Below are 20,355 nucleotides of genomic sequence, written 5' to 3' on the forward strand. Positions count from 1 at the left end.
TGCGCTCCCTGCCCGCTTTCCTGCGGCCGGCACCACGCCCGAGGCGCGCAACCCGTCAGACTCAATCCGACGGCCCGATCCGCGACGACTTGGTGGAAAGATCCGATGAAACTACCCGCATCCAGGCAAGAGCTGCTGTGTAACCTCCGCGACCGGCACAGGCAATTCCGCGTCGAGGCGGCCACCATACGCGCAAGCCTCTACCGAAGGACGGCCGAGGTGGGACATGCTTATCGCATGCCTATCGATGCCGCCACCGTGTTGGTCGACCTCATTCTTTGGAACACGATGATCCTGCAGTTCGCCGCCGCAGGGGCAGGAGATGCCGGCTCCCCCTTCTACAGCAGGGAAGCGATGCTGGACAGATTCTGCCGCCTGACCCACGGCTTCCGACGCGACTTCAACGGCAGCAGCCTGCACAGGCTGCATGAACTGACCCGTCTGGGGCAGGAACGCGTGGTCAGCAGCGTAGCGCGGCATACGGACGCCGCCCTCTTCGCGCCCTCGGGCGCAGGAACTGGAACCTTGGGCGGCCAACTCCAGATTCTGACTTGCATGGCTTATGCCAATGGGCTGTCGAAATTGCGCGCCTGGAAGCAGGCCGTGTAGCAGCATCGCTGCCCGGTCGCCGCGGACAAGGCTTGGGCCGCCGCTTTGACGCGGCGGCCCAAGCCCGGGGACTGGCTATGTCCTCCAGGGCCTGGCGACATTTGGCGGACCCTATGCCCCGGCGGGCATGCGCGCCGAATGCTCGGACCAACCTCCACCCAACGCCTTGTAGAGGTCGATCAGGTTGTTCAAGCGCGTCAGGCGCGTGCGCACCAGGATCTGTTGCGCGCCGTATAGCGAGCGATAGGCCTCAAGCAAGGTGAGATAGTCGTCCACGCCCTCCTGAAACCGCAGTTCCGCCAGCTCATAAGCGCTGCGGCTTGCCGTCACCGCCAACTGCTCCGAACGGATCTGGTCGTCAAGCGTGCGCTTGCCCGCCAAGCCATCGGCCACCTCGCGGAATGCCACCTGAATGGCCTGCTCGTAGTTGGCGATTTCCACCCGCTTCTTTACATGCGCCACGTCCAGGTTGGCCAACAAGGCGCCTCCCCGAAAAATGGGCAGCGTGATGTGCGGCAGGAATGCCCAGGCCCGCGACCCGGAGTCGAACAAGCCGTCCAGAGAGGCGCTGGCGGTTCCCGCCGAGCCCGTCAAGCTGATCGCCGGCAGGAAAGCGGCGCGCGCCGCGCCGATATTGGCATTGGCGCCGCGCAGCATCTGCTCCGCCGCGCGTATGTCGGGCCGTCGGACCAACAACTCGGAGGGTAGTCCGGTCGGTAAATCCGATGGAACGATACCGTCTGGCAGCGTCGTTGCCGCGTCCAGCTGGCTGGACAACTCGGGCGTCAGCGGCTGTCCCAGGAGCAGCACCAGCGCGTTGCGGTCCCTGGCTACTTGTCGCGTGTAGGCGGACCGGTTGGCCTCCGCATTACGCAACGCAATCTCGGCCAGACGCAGGTCGAGCTGCGTCGAGTTGCCGGCCGCAGCCAGATCGGCCGTCAGATCATACGAACGCTTTTGCGTAGCCAGCGTGTCTTCCGTCAGCCGCAACAGTTCCTGGTCGGCGCGCAGCGTGAGGTAGGCATTGGCCACTTCGGCAACCAGGCTCAGCTGCGTGGCGATCCGGTTCTCCTCCAGTGCCAGATATGTGGCCAGGGCCTGATCGCTGAGGCTGCGGATACGGCCCCAAAGGTCCAGTTCCCAGGCGGTCGTCACGCCGGCCACGTCATAGCGCTTCGAGACCTGGCCGTCCTGCGTGGCGCCAAGGTCGCCCGGAATGCGCTCGGATGCGCCACTGGCCGAGACGCTCAGGTTCGGCAGCATCGCGGCGCGCTGGATTCGGTACAGCGCCTGCGCCGCTTCGACGTTGAGCGCGGCGCGGCGCATGTCCCGATTGTTGTGCAGCGAGATTTCTATCAATTGCTGCAAGAGCGGATCCCGGAAAAATTCGCGCCATCCTATGTCGGCCGCGGCCATCGCATCGGGCTTGTGCCGCGCATCCTCGGCATCCGAAGAATAGGTCGCGTCGACTGGCGCAGCGGGGCGTTCGTACTTCGGCGCCAGGGAGCAGCCGGCCAACGCGGCCGCAAGCGTCAGCGGCGCGAGCTTCAGGCAGCGCCGGGAGCGGGTGTAAAGATGCTTCATGTCGTTATTCCTCCTGGCCATCATGCGTGTTGCTTGGCCGAGCGGGTCGCGGCCCGGCGGGCTTCCCGTCGCAGCGCCAATTTGCGCACCACGACGTAAAACACGGGCGTGAGCAACAGGCCGAACAGGGTCACGCCAACCATTCCCGCAAACACTGCGATACCCATGGCATGGCGCATCTCCGCCCCGGCGCCTGTGGCCAGCACCAACGGCACCACGCCGGCGATGAAAGCGAACGAGGTCATCAGGATGGGGCGCAGGCGCAACCGGGCAGCCTCCAGCACTGCCGCCAGCGGATCGGCGCCTTCGTCCTCCTTGGTGCGGGCGAATTCCACGATCAGGATGGCATTCTTGGCGGCCAAGCCCACCAGCACCACAAAGCCGATCTGCGTGAAGATGTTGTTATCGCCGTTGGACAGCCAGACCCCGCCTATCGCCGAAAGCAATGCCATGGGCGCGATGAGCAGCACGGCGAACGGCAGCGACCAGCTGTTGTACTGGGCAGCAAGAATGAGGAAGGCCAACAGCACCGCCAATGGGAAGATGTACAACGCCGAATTCCCAGCCTGCTTCTCCTGGTAGACGAGGTCCGTCCACTCGTAGACCATGCCTTCGGGCAAGGTCTCGCGGACGATGCGTTCTATCGCGTCCGTGGCCTGCCCCGAGGAATATCCCGGCGCGGGACCGCCGCTGATATCCGCCGACGGAAAGCCGTTGTAGCGGATGACCCTGTCAGGCCCGGACCCGCGCGTCAGCGTCACAAAGGCGCTCAGGGGAATCATTTCGCCACTGTCGTTGCGCACCTTGAGCATCCCGATGTCGTCGGCCTGCATGCGGAACGGCGCGTCGGCCTGCGCCATGACCCGGTAGGTGCGCCCGAAGCGGTTGAAGTCATTGACGTAGAGCGATCCCAGATTGATTTGCAGAGTCTCGAACACGTCCGTCAGCGATACCCCCAGGGACTTGGCCTTGACGCGGTCGATGTCCACCTGCAACTGCGGCGCGTTGGTCTGAAAGCTGGCCAGCATGTTCGCCAGCTCGGGAGCCTGCATGGCCTTCGCCATGATCTGACCCTGCGCCTGCGCCAGCGCCTCGAACCCCAATCCGGCGCGGTCCTCTATCTGCAGCTTGAAGCCGCCCATGGCCCCCAGGCCCGGCACGGGAGGCGGCGGGAAGATACCGAGGAACCCGTCCGGAATCTGACTGAACTTGCCCATCAGCTTTCCGGCGATGGCGTTGGCGGACAGCGAAGGATCCTGGCGTTCATCGAAGGGTTTGAGCATGGCGAACATCAGCGCCGAGTTCGGCACGTTCACCGGACCGTTGACCGAAAGCCCGGGGAAGGCAACCACGCTCTCCACGCCCGGTTCGGCCAGCGCGATCTCGGACATCTGCTTCACCGCCGCCTCCGTCCTGTCGAGCGAAGCGCCGCTGGGCAACTGTGCGATGCCCACCAGGAAGTACTTGTCCTGGGCCGGCACGAATCCGTTCGGCACCTGGTGAAAGCCCAGCCAGGTCAGGCCGACGAAGCCGGCGTACAGCAGCAGCACGATGGCACTGCCGCGCACCGCCCGGCGCACCGTTCCGACGTAGGCATTCGAGGCGCTGTCGAAGAAGACATTGAAGCGCCGGAAGAAGCCGCCCAGCGCCCGGCCCATGATGCGCGTAAGCCAGTCGGCCTTGGCCGCGTCGTGATGCGGCTTGAGCAGGATGGCCGCAAGCGCGGGCGACAGGGTGAGCGAGTTGATGGCGGAGAGTATGGTCGAAATCGCGATGGTCAGCGCGAACTGGCGATAGAACTCGCCCTGCAGCCCGGACAGGAAGGCCGACGGAATGAAGACTGCCGCCAGCACCGAGGTGATCGCAATAATCGGCCCCGTCACCTCGTCCATGGCCTTGATCGCGGCCTGCCTTGGGGATTCGCCCAGGGCCATGTGCCGCTCCACGTTTTCAACCACCACGATGGCGTCGTCCACCACGATGCCGATCGACAGGACCAGGCCGAACAGCGACAGCGTGTTGAGCGAAAAGCCGAACATGTGCATCAGCGCAAAGGTCCCCACCAGCGACACGGGCACGGCCACCAGGGGAATGATGGACGCGCGCCAGGTCTGCAGGAACAGCACCACCACGATGACGACGAGAAGGATGGCCTCCAGCAGCGTGACCGCCACCGATTGCAGCGAGGCGCGCACGAACACGGTGGGGTCGTAGGCGATCCGGTATTCCACATCCTGCGGGAAGCTCTGCTGCAGCTCCTGCATCTTGCCGCGCACCGCATTGGAGACGTCGATGGCGTTGGCGCCGGGACTCTGGATGATCTGCAGAGCGGGCGCCGATTCGCCATCGATCAGGCTGCGCAAGGTGTAGGCATCCGCCCCCAGCGAAACGCGGGCAACGTCGCGCAGCCGGGTAACCTGGCCATCCGCGCCCGTCTTCACCACGATGTCGCCGAACTGCTCCGCGCTGGTCAGACGCCCCAGCGTGTTGACCGTCACCTGGTAGGCCGCCGTGGTATCCGGCTGCTGGCCCACCGACCCCGCGGCGACCTGCACGTTCTGCTCCCGCAGGGCCGCAACCACGTCGCTGGCGGTCAGGCCGCGCGCGGCGACGCTGGTGGGGTCTAGCCAGACGCGCATCGAGTACTCGCCAGCGCCCCAGACCAGCACGTCGCCCACGCCGGGCAGGCGCGCAAGTTCGTCGCGCACCTGCCGGATGGCGAAGTTCGATAGATAGAGCGAGTCGTAGCGTTTTTCCGGCGAAACCAGGTGCACCACCATCAACACGTCGGGTGAGGTCTTTTGCGTGACCACCCCGATGCGCTGCACTTCCTGCGGCAAGCGCGGCAAGGCGCGCGAGACCCGGTTCTGCACCTGGATCTGCGCCATGTCCGGGTCCGTTCCCTGCTTGAAGGCAATGGTGAGCACCATCTGGCCGTCGACGGCCATCTGGGAACTCATGTACAGCATGCCTTCCACGCCGTTGATCACCTGTTCCAGCGGGGCCGCCACGGTATCGGCGATCACTTCCGGATTGGCGCCGGGATAGCTTGCCGTCACCTGTACCGTGGGCGGGGTGACGGCGGGATACTCGCTCAGCGGCAACTGCCAGAACGCGATGCCGCCCGCCAACAGCATCAGCAACGACAAGACGATGGCGAAGATTGGCCGCGCAATGAAGAAATGAGGGAACTTCATGGGCGGGCCTCCGCAGCGGCTACCTGCTGCATGGGCACCATACGCGGCGTGACGCTCATGCCGGGGCGTACCAGCCCCTTGATGATGATCCTCTCACCAGCCTGCAAGCCGGAACTGATCATGCGCAGCCCATCCACCATCTGGCCCAGCTGCACCGCGCGGTACTGGGCCTGATTGTCGGCACCCACGACCAGGACGTAGTTTTTCCCCTGGTCCGTGCCCACCGCCAGATCATCGACCAGAATGGCTGCGCGCTCGGCGCCGGTCGTCAGCCTGGCACGCGCGAACAGCCCCGGGGCCAACAGGCCATCGGGATTCGGCACAACGGCGCGGGCGCGGATGGTGCCTGTGCCGCGGTCGATCTGGTTGCCCACGAAATCCAGCGTGCCCTTGTGGGGAAAGCCCTGGTCCGTCGCGAGCGCCACGGCGACCGGCAGCGACGCCTTTCCGCCCTGGGAGTCTGGCCGGGCCAGCCTCACGGCGTTGAGGTAGGTCGCTTCGTCTATGTCGAAGTACACGTGCACCGGGTCGATCGAAACGATCGTGGTCAGCAGGTTGGCCGCGCCCGCCGCCCCGCCGTTGACCAGATTGCCTTCGGTCACCATGATCCGGTCGACGCGACCTGATATCGGGGCCGTGATGCGCGCGTAGGACAGATCAAGCCGCGCCGCCGCCACGGCTGCCTTGGCCACCAGGATCTCCGCCTGGCGGGCGTTGCGCGCGGACACGGCGTCGTCATAGGTCTTGCGCGACACCGCGCCGGTCGCCACCAGCCGCTGGGCACGATCGAAGTCAGCCTGGGCCTGGCTGGCCAGCGCCTCGGCCTGGCGCAACTGCGCCGCGGCCGTGTCGAGCGCCACCTGGAATGGCCGCGGATCGATCTGGAACAGCTGCTGTCCTTTGCGCACCAGGCTGCCCTCGGGAACGCTGACGGCATCTACCGCGCCGCTGACCCGCGAGCGTAATTCGACGGATTCTAGAGCCGCCAGATATCCGGTGAAGTCGGTCGATGGCGCGATGACACGCTGGATCACTTCGGCAACCGGAACCTGAGGCGCCATCGGCGCGCCCGCGGAAGGCGGCGGCTTGCTTTCATCTCCGGACGCATCACCGGCCGCCCACGCAATGGTTCCGGCCGCCGCGATGGCTCCAGCCACGACAACGATTCTGAATTTTCGACGCATCGACATGCCCCTTCTGTACGGCAGGGCTTCGGCCCTTCCGAAGCACTCTGCAGAAATTCGGCAAGGCTAGGGATTCCAACGACAGGAAGGTCAAGCATGCGCTGGCGGATGCGGCGGGCTATTGACCTTGCAACTGTTGGAAGCAATAGATTGGGACCGCCGTCTGAACGGCAAAGGGCATCTCGATGCCGTTCCATACCAACCCGAAGTATCTGGAGCAACCCAATGAGCAGTAGAACGGTGGACATCCGGCAGGCGCGAGCCAGGCTGCCGGTTCCGGACGGCCAGACCATACTCGAAGCAGCACTGCAGAATGGCGTTGCCTATCCGCACGGCTGCCGATCGGGCCGCTGCGGCAGCTGCAAATCGCGCCTGATCGAAGGCGCAGTGGAAATGCTGCCGCACTCGCGCTACGCGTTGACGGAAGAAGAAACGCGCTGCGGCTTCATCCTGGCGTGCCGCGCGGTTCCGAAGAGCGATGTGGCGGTGGCATGGCTGGGCAACGACGAAGCAGCCGCGGCGCCAATCCAGAATGTGGGAGGGACCGTAGTTGCCATGGACGAACTGACGCACGACATCATGCGCGTAAGGATCCGACCTGAAGCAACGAATACCTTGCCGTTCGCCGCCGGGCAGTATGCCGACATCAGGTTCGGGCCGTCGCCGGCGCGCAGCTACTCGATGGCCAACAGGCCAGGCGATCGCGAACTGGAATTCCACATCCGCCGTGTTCCGGGCGGGGTCGCGTCGGGCTATGTCCACGCCACGCTGCAACCTGGTGAACGCGTGGCGCTGCGCGCGCCGCTCGGCTCCTCGCATCTGCGCGATGGACATTCCGGGCCGATGCTCTGCATCGCGGGAGGTTCGGGATTGGCCCCCATCAACTCAATTGTCGAAACCGCGCTCGCGCACGGCATGAGCCAGCCGATTCATGTCTACTTCGGCGCGCGCACGGAACGGGATCTTTACTTCGTCCAGCATTTCGAGGCGTTGGCACGCCGCCACGCCAACCTGAGCTTTGTGCCCGTGTTGTCCGAGGCGCATGCCACGCCATACCGGACCGGCTTCGTCACGCAAGCCGCCGGCGCAGACCTCGCGGACTTGAAAAGCTGGAAAGCCTATGTCGCCGGCCCGCCGGCGATGGTGGAAGCGGCGATGGCTCTGGCGTTCGAGCGCGGACTGAACGTCCAGGACATGCACGCCGATGTTTTTTTTACGCCACAGTAACCAGCCGGACCGGCCCCTCCCCGGCCGGCGGCATGCTTGACCTTCCCATGTTGGAAAGCTCTAGTCTTCTCTCATGCCTCTACCCATTCCTTTGAGCGAGGAGACTCCCATGAACATCGGCGAAGCGTCCAAGACCTCCAAGGTATCGGCAAAAATGATCCGCTATTACGAGCAGATCGGCCTGATACCCGTGGCGCAGCGGAACTCGTCCGGCTACCGCGCCTACAGCCGGATCGATGTTCACCGGCTGCACTTCATCCGCCGTGCCCGCAACCTGGGCTTTTCAGTCGCCGAGACCAAGGATCTGCTGAGCCTCTGGCACGACCAGTCGCGCCAGAGCGCGGACGTCAAGCACGTAGCCCAGGAACACCTGGCTGAACTGGACCGGCGCATCGAAAGCATGCGGCAGATGGCCGACACGCTCGAGGCGCTGATCCGCTGTTGCGCGGGCGACGATCGGCCGAATTGCCCCATCCTGCACACCCTTGAGCAGCCGGACGAAAAAGAACAGGAGCCCGCCGCGCGCGGCGGCGCCGTGCTGCGGAGCGCTCGCAAGGAATCGCCGGCTAAACCCGCATCAGCTTGCTGAGCGCCTGGAATCCGATATGCCAAAAATCACCGTACTCCCGCATGCCGAGCTGGCGCCCGAAGGCGCCGAGCTGGAGGTGCGGGCTGGCACCACAATTTGCGAGGCCCTGCTGGCCAACGGCATTGAAATAGAACATGCATGCGACATGAGCGCCGCCTGCACCACCTGCCACTGCATCGTGCGCAAGGGTTTCGAATCCTTGAACGAAGCGAACGAGTCCGAGGACGACCTGCTCGACCGCGCCTGGGGGCTGGAAGCCCAATCCCGCCTGAGCTGCCAGGCGATCGTCGCGGAAGAGGACCTTACCGTCGCCATTCCCAAGTACACGATCAACCATGCGAAGGAAGAGCATTAGGATCTGGCTGAGGTGTCAGGAACTTCGGCCGATGAGCCTTGCATCCTGTCGGCCGCCTGCCTCGTAGATGTCCCACGCCTGTCCGGCGCTGGCGTCGTCATGGATCATGGCCATCAGCGCCCGCACCACCGATGACGGATCGGCGTGTTGGTAGACATTGCGGCCATACACCAGCCCCACCGCCCCTTCATCGAGCAACTCGCGCGACCGCTCGAAGACCTGCCGCAGGTCCTCCCGGCCGCCGCCGCGCACCAGCACCGGGCAGCGCGCCGCCTGCACCACGCGGTGGAAATCGCGCGTGGCGGTCGTGGGGTCGGCCTTGACGATGTCGGCGCCCATTTCGCGCGCCAGCCTGACCAGCGTGACGATCTTCTCCGCGTCGCCATCGACCATATAGCCGCCGCGCGCGGAATGCGGCGCCATGACCAAGGGTTCTATCATCAGCGGCATGCCATAGCGGTCGCAGTCCGCGCGTACCCGCGCGATGTTGGCGACGCACTGGCGGAACAGGTCGGGCTCGTCCGGCAGCATGAACAGGTTGACCACCACGCAGGCCGCGTCCATCTGGACCGCAGGCAGCACCGGGTCCTGCTCGTTCTGCAGCACGGCCCACATGACGCGGTGGGTCGTGGCGTTGTAGGGATTGCCCATGTCCAGCCGCATGACCAGCGCGGGTTTGTCCCGGCCTGGCCGTTGCTGGAGCAGGTCGGCCTGGCCATAGTTCAGCTGGATGGCGTCGGGGCGCGCGGCGGCCAGTTGTTCCATCACGGCCGGCATGTCCTCCAGTCCGGACAGGAAGCTGGGTTCATTGCAGACGCCGTGGTCGACGGCGATGTCCAGGCAGCGGCCGCCGTTCAGCAGGCGGTTCAGGCGCGCTTCTTTTCTGTGCAGCATGGGGATTCCTTGTTCAATCCAGTGTTTGCAGATGACGCCCGGCTGCCAGGTCGATGGCGGCAATGTCTTCAGGCGTAAGTTCCAGCGCGGCAGCGCCGGCGTTCTGCCTGGCCTGCTGCAGCGTGCGGGCGCCGCATAGCGCCACGGTGACCCCGCCTGGGCGCGTGGTCCAGGCGATCATCAGTTGCGAAGCCGAGCAGTCCAGCCGCTGGCGCAGCGGTTCCAGTTCCGCGAAGAAGCCTTGCAGCCGGCTGCGATTGGCGACGCTGAAACGGGGGTTGCCGGCGCGCTGGTCGTCGCCGGTAAAGCGGCGCCCCGGATCGATGGGTCCGGCCAGCAGGCCGAGCGCCAACGAGGAATACCCGAGGATGCCGACGTTGTGGCGGCGGCATAGCGGCATCAGCGTGGCTTCGATCTCGCGGTCGATCAGGCTGTAGCGTTCCTGAATGGCGTCCACCGGGCCATGGCGCAGGTATTCGGCCAAAGTGCCGGGATCCACGTTGCTGACGCCGATGGCGCGGATCTTGCCTTGCCGCTTCAGATCCAGCAGGGCGTCCATGGTCTCGGCGACGGGCGTGCCGGAGTCCTGCCAATGCGTGATGTAGAGGTCGATGTAGTCCGTCTGCAGCCGCGCCAGGCTTTGCTCTACTTCGTGGAAGATGGAAGCGCGGCCCAGGTGACGGTGCACGGCCTGGCCTTCCTCGTCGAAGAAATGCTCGCCTTGGCGTGTATGCCAGACCAGCCCGCATTTGGTGGCGATGACGGCCTGCTGGCGGCGCCCCTTGAGCGCCTGGCCGACCAGGCTTTCGGCGTGCCCCAGGCCATAGGCAGGCGCGGTATCGATGAGCCGTACGCCCGCGTCCAGGGACGCCTGGATGGCGGCAACGGCAGCCGCATCGTCCCCGCCGCCCCACATCCAGCCGCCCATGGCCCAGGTGCCCAGGCCGACGGATTCGCAGGCAATGCCGGACGCGCCCAGTGTTGTTGTCTTCATCGTGAAACCTTTTTGACGTTCATGAGATGGTCGACGGTGACCGCGGCCAGCAGGATCAGCCCCTTGACGACGTCTTGCCAGTAGGGCGACACGTCCAGCAGGATGAGCGAGCTGGTGACGACCGACAGCAAGGCTAAGCCCAGCACCGCGCCCAGCACGGTGCCCGAGCCGCCCTTGAGACTGGCGCCCCCGATCACCACCGCCGCGATGACGTTGAGCTCCATGCCCACGCCGAAGTTGGGCGTGGCAGCGCCGAAGCGGGCCGTGTAGACCACCCCTGCGACGCCGGCCAAGGTCGAGCACAGCACAGTGACCCAGAACTTCACGCGGCCGGTGCGGATGCCGGCATAGAGCGCCGCCTTTTCATTGCTGCCGGTGTAGAACACCTTGCGCAACAGGGCGGCGCGGCGCAACGCGAAATCGCTGATGACGACGATGGCGGCGAAGATCAGGATGACGGCGGGAATGCCCGCGATGGATCCCTGCCCGATGAACTTGAACTGCGGCGGCAGCGAGAACAGCGATTGCGGCGTGCCCTGGGTGATGGCCAGGCACAGGCCGCGCACGATCACCATGAACGCCAGCGACGCGATGAAATGGCTGAGGCCGATGCGGGTGACGCAGCCGCCGATGAGCGCGCCCACCATCGTGCAGACGGCGATCGCGGCCAGGCTGGCGGTCCATGGGTCCAGTCCCATCAGGAAGAGCTTGCCGGTGATGACCATGGCCAGGCAGACCACCGAGCCCACCGACAAGTCGATGCCGCCGACGATGACCAGTATGGTCATGCCAACCACCACGATGCCTTCGATGGAAAACGACAGCAGCATGGCGCGCACGTTTTCCCAGGTCAGGAAATGCGGCGACGCGAAGCTCATGACGACGCACAGCGCAGCAATGATCAGCAGCAGCCCCGCTTCGCGGAAGCTGCCCAGCCGGCGTCCCGGGCGGGCCCCCGTCGGCAGGCCGGCGGCCGGAGGCATCAGGACCGCTTGCGCCGCCGGTTGGGTTTTCAGGTCGCTCGTCATGTCGCCTCCTCGGCGGACAGGCCGGAGGCCAGCCGCAGCAATTTTTCTTCCGTCATTTCGCTGGCCGCAAGCTCTCCGGCGAGCCTGCCATTGCGTATCACCAAGGCCCGGTCGCACAGGCCGATGATTTCCGGCAGCTCGGACGAGATCACCACCACGCCCACGCCCTGGTTGGCCAGGTCGCGCAGCAGGTGATGGATCTCGGATTTGGCGCCGACGTCCACGCCGCGCGTCGGTTCGTCCATCAGCAGCACCGAGGGGCGGGTCGCCAGCAGTTTGGCGATGGCCACCTTCTGCTGGTTGCCGCCCGACAGGCAGCTGGCGTCGATCGCCACGCCGTCCGACTTGAGCCTGAGCCGGGCGCCCAGCTCGACGGCCAGGCTGCGTTCCGCCGTGCGTTTGAGCAGGCCGAAGCGCGAGCTGATGCGGCGCAGCGCCATCGAAGACACGTTCTGTTCGATAGGCATGTCCAGGAACAGGCCGGCGGCCTTGCGGTCTTCGCTCAGGTAGGCAATGCCATGGCGCAGGGCGTCGGCATAGCGGCGCAGCCGCAGGGGCTGGCCGCGCAGCCGCACGGCGCCTCGCCGCGCGCGCCGCAGGCCGCACACGGTTTCGGCCAGCTCGCTGCGGCCCGCGCCCATCAGGCCGGAGATGCCCAGGATTTCGCCCCGGCGCAGCGTGAACGAGATGCCGTGGACTGCGGCGCCGTCGGCAAGGTCCTCCACTTCCAGCAGGGTCTCGGCCGGCGCATCGCCAGCCGCCTGCCGGGGTGGGTAGTAATTGCCCAGATCGCGCCCCACCATGCAGCGCACCAGCGCATCCGGAGAAAGCGCCGCAATATCGCCGCTGTGCACATCGCGGCCGTCGCGCAGTACCGTAACGCGGTCGCAGTGCTCGAAGATCTCTGCCATGCGGTGGCTGATGTAGACGATGCCGATGCCCTGGGCCTTGAGGTCATGCAGGACGCGGAACAGCGCCACGGACTCCACTTCCGTCAACGCTGCGGTGGGTTCGTCCAGGATCAGCACCTTGCAGTCCAGCGTCAAGGCGCGGGCAATCTCGACCAGCTGCTGGCTCGATATGCCCAGTGCATCCACCCGCAGGCCCGGGTCGGTGTCCTGGCCCAGCCGCCGCAGCACGGCCGCAGCGCGCTCTTGCAGGCCGGCATAGTCCATCCAGGCCTGTGCACCCGCGCTGATCATGGGCATGAAGATGTTCTCGGCCACGGTCGCATCGCCGCATAGCGAGATTTCCTGGTGCACCAGGCCGATGCCCAGGCGCATCGCATGGGCCGGCCCGTTGATGACCACGCGCTCGCCTTCCAGGTAGATGTCGCCGCTGTCGGGCTGGTGGATGCCGTCGATGATCTTCATCAGCGTCGACTTGCCAGCGCCGTTCTCGCCGCACAAGGCATGGATTTCGCCCCGGCGCAGCGTGAAGCGCACGTCGGCCAGGGCTTTGGACGCGCCGAACTGCTTGCTGATGCCCTGCAGTTCCAGCAGCGCTGCGGGCGCCTTCATTCGTTGATGCCCTTGGTGCCGCGACGCGCCAGGTACTTGTCCCAATAGAAGTCGTCGGCGTTCGCCTTGCTGACGATGGACAGGCCGTTGTCCAGGAACGGCACGGCCATGGGGTTGGTGCCGTTGCGCTTGGCGTCATTCATCGGGTCGATCAGTTGCTGGTTGCGCGCCAGGAACAGCAGCATCATGCCCATATAGCCCTGCACGCCCTGGTTCGGGTTGACGGAACCGAAGACCTCGCCCGACTTGATCATGTCCAGGATCTTGGCGTTCACGTCGCAGCACAGGACCTTGATGTTCTTCTTGGTCTCGATGGAGGCCTGCGCCGCGCCCAGCGCCGAGTTGGCTTCGGGCATGAACAGGGCGCCCAGGCCGGGGTTGGCCTGCGCCAGGCTCAGCGTGGCCTGGTAGGCCTTGTTCGGATCCTGGTTGCTGGCCGCGCGGCCCACCAGCTTCATGCCGGGATGCTGGGTCTTCATGCGGTTGATGAAGGCGGCGACGCGGCGGTCATGGTTGTCCTGGCCGGGGTTTTCCAGCACCGCGTATTCGCCCTTGCCATTGAGCGAGGCCGCGATGGCGTCGGCGGCCTGCGCGCCTTCGCGGTCGTTGTCGGACGTGACAAAGGACACGCGCTTGGAATTGGGCGAGTCGGCCGCAAAGGTCACCACCGGGATGCCCATGGCCGCGGCGCGGTTGATGGGTTCGATGAAGGGGTCGGGGTTCATGGGATGCAGCAGGATGCCGGCCGGCTTGCGCGCCAGTTCCTGCTCGAACGAGGCCAGTTGCTTATTGACGTCGTACTCGGGCGTGCCCGAATAGCGGGTGCGCACGCCGAGCGAATGGCCCAGCTGCTTCATCATTTCGTAGACAGGGAACCAGTACTCCACCCCGGACACCATCACGTTCATCACGTAGACGTCGTTGGCGTTGCCGCGCAGCCCGGGGGCTTGCGGAGTGTTCTGCGCAAAGGCGTTGACGCTCGCCAGGCCGGCGCCCGCCGCCGCTACGGTCTTCAAGAAATCTCGTCTCATGTTCCGCTCCTTTTTTCGCATCGTTCCAAGAACCCTGCAGCCCTCGGTGCCTGTTGTTCAACCTTGTTTTGGTCGAATCGTTGTTATGACATCGACGAACTATATTGCAGCCGGATTTTTTAGATTACTAGGGGAAACACTGCTATTCTGCGGGAAATATCTGTAGACAATGTTATGACATGAAAACAGACATCTACCTGGGCATAGACATGGGCTCCACGGGCTTGAAGGCGGTTGCCTTCGAGGCCGGGAGCGGGACCACACTGGCCGCATCGGGCGGCGCGCTGCCCTATCGGCAACTGGCGCAAGGCGGTTGCGAACTGCCCGCGGACGCCATCCAGACGGCGCTGGCGCGGGCCTTGCAAGGCGTGGCAACCCAGTTGGGTCCGCGCGTGGCCCACCTGCGCGCGCTGTGCTGCACCGGCCATGGCGCCGGCCTGTATGCGCTGGATGCAAGCGGCCAATTGCTGGAAGGCCGCGCGGTGGCATCGACCGACCAGCGCGCCGCCGCGCGCGCCCGGGCGCTGGGCCGCGACATGGGGGACGCGCTGTATCACGAAGTCGGCTGCCGGCCGTGGTCAGGACAGTCGTCGCTTATCGCTGCAGAACTCTACGGCGCGGACGCCGCTCAACTCCGCCGCATCCGCCACCTGCTGTTCGCCAAGGACTATCTGGGATTCCTGTTGACCGGCGAAATCGCCACGGACGCCAGCGACGCCAGCACGGCCGGCCTGCTGTCGCTCAACACGGGGACTTGGTCCACGATGGCTTTCGAGGCCGCCGGCCTGTCCGGCCTGGCCGCCACGGCGCTGGCGCCCATCGCGCCCAGCGGCGCCGTGATCGGCCGGCTGCGGCCGGCCCAGGCGGCCGCTTTCGGTTTGCCCGCCGGCCTGCCCGTGGCGCTCGGCGCAATCGATCTGCTCGCCTCGCTGAAGGCGGTGAACGCGGAGCGCCAGGGGCACGCCGTGGCCGTGCTCGGCACCTGGTGCGTGAATGCCGTGGTGGCGCCGGCCCGCGAACCGAAGCCGGAGGTGGGCGCCATCGTCAGCTTCGGCGATCCGGACCGCAGGCTCTACCTGGAAAACAGCCCCTCATCGATGGCGAACGTAGCCTGGCTGGCGCGCACCTTGCAGTTCCAGGATGCGGCCGCGGCGGTGGATTGCGCGATGGGCGTGCCCCTGGGCGCCGACGGTCTGCGTTTTCTGCCCTTCATCAATGGCGGCAGCTGGCCGGCGGGAGCCTGCGCGGGTTACGTCGGCCTGCAAGGCCATCACACCCGCGCGCACATGGCGCGTGCCGTGGTGGACGCCGTGGTAGCGCTGCACGCGCGGCACCTGAAGCGCCTGGCGGCGCTTGGACTGGGCGTGCCAGACAAGGTAGCCGCGCTGGGCGGCGGCGCCCGGGACTTGCGTTTGGCGCGCCTGCTGGCGGGCTTTCTGGGCCACGCCGTGGAACGCTGCGGCGACGACGAAACCGGCGCGCGCGGCGCTGCGCTGTATGCCGCGCTGTCGCAGAACCCTGGCGACGGCGACTTGCTGCCCGCCCCATGCGAACGGGTCGAACCCTTGGCCACCGAAGCGCAGGCGCACGCCGATTTCTACGCCAGCTTCCATGGCCTGGTGGACAGCATGGCCCCGGCTTTCGGCCATCTTGCGGGATCCGCGCGATGACTCCTCGCACATCCGCTTTCATGCGCCCGGCTTCGTTGGCGGGACGCCATTTTTCGACGGTGATCGTAGGCGCGGGCATCAACGGGGCTGGCGTGTTCCGCGACCTGTCGCTGCAGGGCGTGGATTGCCTGATCGTGGACAAGGACGATGTGGCCGCCGGCGCCAGCAGCGCGCCATCGCGCATGATCCACGGCGGCTTGCGCTACCTGGAAAGCGGATCATTTTCCCTGGTGGCGGAGGCCACGCGCGAACGCAATCTGCTGCTGCGCAATGCGGCGCATCTGGTGCAGCCGCTGGAAACCGTGGTGCCGCTATCCAGCCGCTTCGGCGGACTGTGGGGCAGCATGCTGCGCTTTGCCGGCCTGAACGCCTCGCCTGGCGCGCGGGGACTGTGCGTGGTGGGACTGGGCTTGCGCCTCTATGACAAGCTGGGCCGCAACCAGCGCGTCATGCCGGAACATCGCATCGAGCGCCTGCCGGCGGCGGACAGCGCGCTGTTCGGCGCGGCGGTGCGCTGGACGGCCACGTATTACGACGCCTGGATACGGCATCCGGAATGGCTGGTGCTGGAGCTGATCGACGATGCGCATCGCGGCCACCCGGCCTCGGTCGCGTCGAACTATTGCAGCGTGACGGCTTGCCAGGGCCGCGCCATTACCCTGCGCGATGCGCTGACCGGCGAATCCGTGCAAGTGACTGCCGACACGGTGGTCAACGCAACGGGCGCCTGGCTGGACCGCGCGGCTGGCGCCCTGGAAGGCGACGGCTCGCGCGTCATGGGCACCAAAGGATCACACCTGATCCTGGATCACCCCGCACTGCGCACCGCGCTCCAGGGACGCATGGCGTACTTCGAGGCGTCCGACGGCCGGGTGTGCATCGTCTACCCGTTCCTGGACCGGGTGCTGGTGGGATCCACCGACATTCCGGTGGATGATCCCGACCTCGCCGCGACCGAACCGGCGGAGATCGACTACCTGCTCGATGTATTGCATGAGGTGTTTCCCCGCCTGGACTTCAGCCGCAAGGACGTGGTCTACACTTACGTGGGCGTCAGGCCGCTGGCCCAGTCGGATGCCGACAAACCCGGGCAGATATCGCGCGACCACGCGGTGGTGATCGACCCGCCCAACTCGCGCCGCGAGGTGCCGATGGTGTGCCTGGTCGGCGGAAAATGGACGACGTTCCGTTCGCTAGCGCAACTGGCGGCCGACGCGGTGCTGCAGCAACTGGGTCGCGCGCGGCGGCAGTCGACCGAGCAGGTGGCGATCGGTGGAGGCGCGGGCATGCCCGCCGATGCGGCGGGACGGCAACGCTTTCTGGACAGCATTCAGGCCGCCACCGCGCTGGACCGCGGGCGCGTCGCCGAACTGTTCATGCGCTATGGTGCGCGGGCGGGCGCCGTGGCGGCGGATTTCGCCGCGGCGGGCGATAAGCCCTTGCGCCACGCGCCAGATCATTCAACGGCCGAGATCCGCTATCTGTGCCGCGAAACGTCTGTGCAGCACCTGGCCGACCTGGCGATCCGGCGCACCTTGCTGGCCATTCGCGGCCATGTCACGCCGGCACTGCTTGCGGAACTGGCGGATATCGCCGCAGCCGAGCTGGGCTGGAGCCCGGCGCGCCGGCAAGACGAGTTACGAGCCTGCACCGCGACGCTGCGGGACCGGCACTGTGTTCAACTTCCTCCAGACGAGGCGCCCTGGGCAGAGCCCGCCGATTCCGCCTTGGCTACAGGTTCGATTTCAAACTCTTTGACGACATGAGCAGCCCCATCTCCACCGAAGCCATATTGGACCGCAGCGCCGGCGCCCCGCTCTGGACACAGTTCCGCGACGTGGTGCGCGGCAAGATCCTGCAAGGCGAACTGGCCGTGGGCGACAAGCTGCCCACCGAGGCCGAGTTCGGCGAGCAATATGGCATTTCGCGCATCGTCGTGCGCGAAGCGCTGGCGGACCTGGTCCGCAACGGCCTGATCTACAAGATACGCGGCCAGGGCGCCTTCGTGTCGGCGCGCGAGCGCGACGAAGACTTCGTGTCCACCGTGCTGGGCTTTTCGGACGAAATGGAGCGCAAGGGCCGCACGGTACGCACCCAGGTGCTGCTGCAGGAACTGCGCGCGCCCACGGCGCACGAAGCCAGTTCGCTAGGGCTGACCGAAGACAGCCAGGTCGTGGCGCTCAAGCGGTTGCGCAGCGTCGACGGCGAACTGCAATTGCTGGTGGAAACGGCCGTGCCCGCGGATCTGGTGCCGGGCCTGCACCGCACCCGCCTGGAAAACCGTTCGCTCTACGACGTGCTGCGCAGACAGTACGGCCTGCGCATCGTGCGCGCGGAACGTTGGATAGACGCGGTGCAACCGGACGCCCAGACCTGCGAATTGCTGGGCATGAAAGATCCCGAACCCTTGCTGCGCATCGAGTCCATCGCCTATGGCGCCAACGGGCGGGCGCTGGAGCACTACCGCGCCTTGCACCGCTGCAAGTCCAGCCGGCTGCATGTGCAGACTACTACCTGAGACGGCAGGAGGCTGGCCTGTTTGGCGATCAAATTGACAGGATCACTGCGCGGCTGCTGTCGAAGTCAACGGCCTAACGGGCGGCGCTCATGCTGTAGCGCCTGCCACAGATCATAGTTAGCCTGCATTGCGACCCAAGCCTGGGCAGTACTGGCCCCGGCATGCTCCAGACGGACGGCAAGATCCGGGCTGATGCCCGCCTTGCCGTTGAGAACTCGTGAAAGCGCCACGCGCGACATGGCCAGCCTGTCGGCAGCCTCGGTCACCGATAGCCCCAAGGGAACAATTACATCGTCCCGGAGAATTTCACCCGGATGCGGAGGGTTCTGCATCATGATTGGCCTTGAACGGCTGCTGGACATGCAATATGTCAGCCAAAACCTTCTGCGACAAGCCTCGTGTCTACCGCAGTTCTTGAAGTGGCATATCCTGAAGCATCCGTCCACGCAGATGGGCGCAAGACGTCAAGATGCTCTTCGAGCGCTACTCGAAGTGGATCGACAAGATCGCAAATCAGCCAGGGGAGAGACACGATGCGGCGGCTTGCTGCGCGGCATCTTCGGGCGAGGCCAATCAGGCCTTCTGAACCGGAATCGGAACAGCCACATTCAGGCCCAGTGCGGACCCAAGCCATTCCTTAGTCTTGGATTTGGTGGCGCGCCCGACAGGAATCGAACCTGTATCAAGAGCTTCGGAAACTCTCATTCTATCCATTGAACTACGGGCGCAGCGCAAGGAGGCGGTATTGTACCCAGTTTTCGCTGAACTGCATGAACGGGATCAAATCTTCCGGCAAACTCAGCGAAAACCCCGTCGGTTGCATTGGACTCGTGTCTATGACACCGTTATATAATCCAGCGTTTGCTTGCAAGGCGGGCTCTTCATGCCGCCGACTTGTGCAGTACTGATTTTCTGTTGCCGCCGCCAGGCGCCCCCGGTACCCGTTAGCAGGATTTGGTCATGAGCAACGAGCAGGAACACATAGAAGAGCACTCCTCCCCCATCAAGACCCCGAAGCAACTGATCGTCACGATCGTCCTGTCTTTCGTGATCCCGATCGCCATCATCATCCTATTGGTGAACATGGTGGTGTCGGGCAACAAAACAGGAGCGGGTTCGGACACGCTGTCCCAAGAAGCTGTCGCCAAGCGCATTGCCCCGGTCGCGGGTTTCCAGCTGGTCGATGCAAATGCCCCCAAGGTCTTCAAGACCGGCGAACAGGTCTTCGCCGCCGTCTGTACGGCCTGTCATACCGCCGGCGTGGCTGGCGCACCCAAGGTGGGCGATAACGCCGCCTGGGCGCCCTTCATCACCGCGGGCTACGACGCCATGATGAACGTGGCCCTGCACGGCAAGGGCGGCATGCCCGCCAAGGGTGGCAACCCCACGCTGTCCGACTACGAAGTCGCGCGCGCCGTGGTGTACATGGCCAACAAGTCGGGCGCTTCGCTGCCCGAACCCGCCGCTCCGGCCGCGGAAGGCGACAAGAAGGAAGCCGCTGCCGCTCCCGCCGCAGCGCCTGCAGCGCCCGCCGCTGCCGCCCCCGCTGCGGCAACCCCGGCACCGGCCGCCGCGCCTGCTCCCGCTCCGGCAGCCCAAGCCACCGCGCCGCAAGCAGCGGCAGTCAATCCGGCTGGCGAAAAGCTGTACAAGAGCGTCTGTTTCGCCTGCCATGCCACCGGCGTGGCCAACGCCCCCAAGTTCGGCGACAAGGCCGCCTGGGAGCCCTACATCAAGACCGGCATGGACGCCATGGTGAAGGTCGCCATGCAAGGCAAGCCGCCGATGCCCCCGAAGGGCGGCGCGGCCAACGCCTCGGAAGATGACATCCGCGCAGCGGTGCAGTACATGGTGGATGCGGCCAAGTGAAGTAAGGCTCGCGGCCCATGATGAATAAAGCCCCTTGATCTGATCAAGGGGCTTTTTCTTTGCGCCAGACCGCGGGCGCGACTCGA

17 protein-coding genes and 1 tRNA gene are annotated in these 20,355 nt (G+C 65.6%); 8 read left to right on the top strand and 10 right to left on the bottom strand.

Annotated features, from left to right (window positions below):
- Positions 1–105: 105 nt before the first annotated feature.
- Positions 106–609, top strand: coding sequence for a ClbS/DfsB family four-helix bundle protein (locus IB259_RS25920; protein ID WP_175161176.1), 504 nt, complete (start codon positions 106–108; stop codon positions 607–609).
- Between the two features lie 111 nt (positions 610–720).
- Here the strand turns inward: IB259_RS25920 and IB259_RS25925 are convergent, their stop codons facing one another.
- From IB259_RS25925 to IB259_RS25935, 3 genes are read right to left on the bottom strand one after another with little or no spacing between them, the layout of a single operon-like run.
- The gene (locus IB259_RS25925) at positions 721–2,193 is read right to left on the bottom strand and encodes an efflux transporter outer membrane subunit (protein WP_192330482.1); all 1,473 of its coding nucleotides are present in this window, start codon (positions 2,191–2,193) and stop codon (positions 721–723) included.
- 20 nt (positions 2,194–2,213) lie between these two features.
- Positions 2,214–5,390, bottom strand: a complete 3,177-nt coding sequence (locus IB259_RS25930) for an efflux RND transporter permease subunit (RefSeq protein WP_125471752.1) — start codon at positions 5,388–5,390, stop codon at positions 2,214–2,216.
- Entirely contained in the window at positions 5,387–6,451 is a 1,065-nt protein-coding gene (locus IB259_RS25935; protein ID WP_304503465.1) for an efflux RND transporter periplasmic adaptor subunit, read from the bottom strand. Before IB259_RS25935 ends, IB259_RS25930 begins: the two co-directional genes overlap by 4 nt.
- Before the next feature lie 348 nt (positions 6,452–6,799).
- Between IB259_RS25935 and IB259_RS25940 the strand changes: the two genes are divergently transcribed.
- The 3 genes from IB259_RS25940 to fdx all read left to right on the top strand — a co-directional run bounded on the left by IB259_RS25940 (position 6,800) and on the right by fdx (position 8,745).
- Positions 6,800–7,801, top strand: coding sequence for a 2Fe-2S iron-sulfur cluster-binding protein (locus IB259_RS25940; RefSeq protein WP_192330485.1), 1,002 nt, complete (start codon positions 6,800–6,802; stop codon positions 7,799–7,801).
- 109 nt (positions 7,802–7,910) lie between these two features.
- Positions 7,911–8,390, top strand: a complete 480-nt coding sequence (gene cueR, locus IB259_RS25945) for a Cu(I)-responsive transcriptional regulator (RefSeq protein WP_054455110.1) — start codon at positions 7,911–7,913, stop codon at positions 8,388–8,390.
- 16 nt (positions 8,391–8,406) lie between these two features.
- Positions 8,407–8,745 (top strand): ISC system 2Fe-2S type ferredoxin, encoded by a 339-nt coding sequence (fdx, locus tag IB259_RS25950; RefSeq protein ID WP_054455112.1) that lies wholly within the window; start codon positions 8,407–8,409, stop codon positions 8,743–8,745.
- 15 nt (positions 8,746–8,760) lie between these two features.
- Here fdx and IB259_RS25955 read toward each other — a convergent pair whose 3' ends face one another.
- Genes IB259_RS25955 through IB259_RS25975 form a run of 5 tightly spaced genes read right to left on the bottom strand, consistent with a single transcriptional unit; the run spans position 8,761 to position 14,212 of the window.
- Positions 8,761–9,639, bottom strand: coding sequence for a class I fructose-bisphosphate aldolase (locus tag IB259_RS25955; RefSeq protein WP_054455113.1), 879 nt, complete (start codon positions 9,637–9,639; stop codon positions 8,761–8,763).
- A gap of 13 nt (positions 9,640–9,652) precedes the next feature.
- Positions 9,653–10,633 (bottom strand): aldo/keto reductase, encoded by a 981-nt coding sequence (locus tag IB259_RS25960; protein ID WP_192330487.1) that lies wholly within the window; start codon positions 10,631–10,633, stop codon positions 9,653–9,655.
- Positions 10,630–11,616 (bottom strand): ABC transporter permease, encoded by a 987-nt coding sequence (locus tag IB259_RS25965; RefSeq protein WP_192330731.1) that lies wholly within the window; start codon positions 11,614–11,616, stop codon positions 10,630–10,632. Before IB259_RS25965 ends, IB259_RS25960 begins: the two co-directional genes overlap by 4 nt.
- Positions 11,617–11,657: 41 nt before the next feature.
- Positions 11,658–13,181 carry a sugar ABC transporter ATP-binding protein gene (locus tag IB259_RS25970; RefSeq protein WP_192330489.1) on the bottom strand — a complete coding sequence of 508 codons (1,524 nt, stop codon included), beginning with the start codon at positions 13,179–13,181 and terminating at the stop codon, positions 11,658–11,660.
- Positions 13,178–14,212 (bottom strand): substrate-binding domain-containing protein, encoded by a 1,035-nt coding sequence (locus tag IB259_RS25975; RefSeq protein ID WP_054455120.1) that lies wholly within the window; start codon positions 14,210–14,212, stop codon positions 13,178–13,180. The genes IB259_RS25970 and IB259_RS25975 overlap by 4 nt, the downstream gene beginning before the upstream one ends.
- A 179-nt stretch (positions 14,213–14,391) precedes the next feature.
- Between IB259_RS25975 and IB259_RS25980 the strand changes: the two genes are divergently transcribed.
- The 3 genes from IB259_RS25980 to IB259_RS25990 are packed head-to-tail and all read left to right on the top strand — an operon-like array spanning position 14,392 to position 18,400.
- Entirely contained in the window at positions 14,392–15,882 is a 1,491-nt protein-coding gene (locus IB259_RS25980) for an FGGY family carbohydrate kinase (protein WP_192330491.1), read from the top strand.
- Complete coding sequence (locus IB259_RS25985; protein ID WP_054455124.1) at positions 15,879–17,648, top strand: glycerol-3-phosphate dehydrogenase/oxidase; 1,770 nt, start codon at positions 15,879–15,881, stop codon at positions 17,646–17,648. Before IB259_RS25980 ends, IB259_RS25985 begins: the two co-directional genes overlap by 4 nt.
- Positions 17,645–18,400 (top strand): GntR family transcriptional regulator, encoded by a 756-nt coding sequence (locus tag IB259_RS25990; protein ID WP_119452142.1) that lies wholly within the window; start codon positions 17,645–17,647, stop codon positions 18,398–18,400. The genes IB259_RS25985 and IB259_RS25990 overlap by 4 nt, the downstream gene beginning before the upstream one ends.
- A 65-nt stretch (positions 18,401–18,465) precedes the next feature.
- On the opposite strand, the gene IB259_RS25995 is transcribed toward IB259_RS25990, so the two are convergent.
- Both IB259_RS25995 and IB259_RS26000 read right to left on the bottom strand, forming a co-directional pair.
- Positions 18,466–18,762: a HigA family addiction module antitoxin gene (locus tag IB259_RS25995; protein ID WP_225596945.1), complete on the bottom strand. Its 297-nt coding sequence runs from the start codon at positions 18,760–18,762 to the stop codon at positions 18,466–18,468.
- A 291-nt stretch (positions 18,763–19,053) separates the two neighbouring features.
- Positions 19,054–19,128, bottom strand: a tRNA-Arg gene (locus tag IB259_RS26000).
- Positions 19,129–19,360: 232 nt separating this feature from the next.
- Here IB259_RS26000 and IB259_RS26005 point away from each other — a divergent pair.
- Entirely contained in the window at positions 19,361–20,269 is a 909-nt protein-coding gene (locus tag IB259_RS26005; protein WP_192330493.1) for a cytochrome c5 family protein, read from the top strand.
- Positions 20,270–20,355: the final 86 nt, after the last annotated feature.

Source organism: Achromobacter sp. ACM04, from assembly GCF_014851465.1.
GTDB lineage: Bacteria > Pseudomonadota > Gammaproteobacteria > Burkholderiales > Burkholderiaceae_B > Achromobacter > Achromobacter aegrifaciens.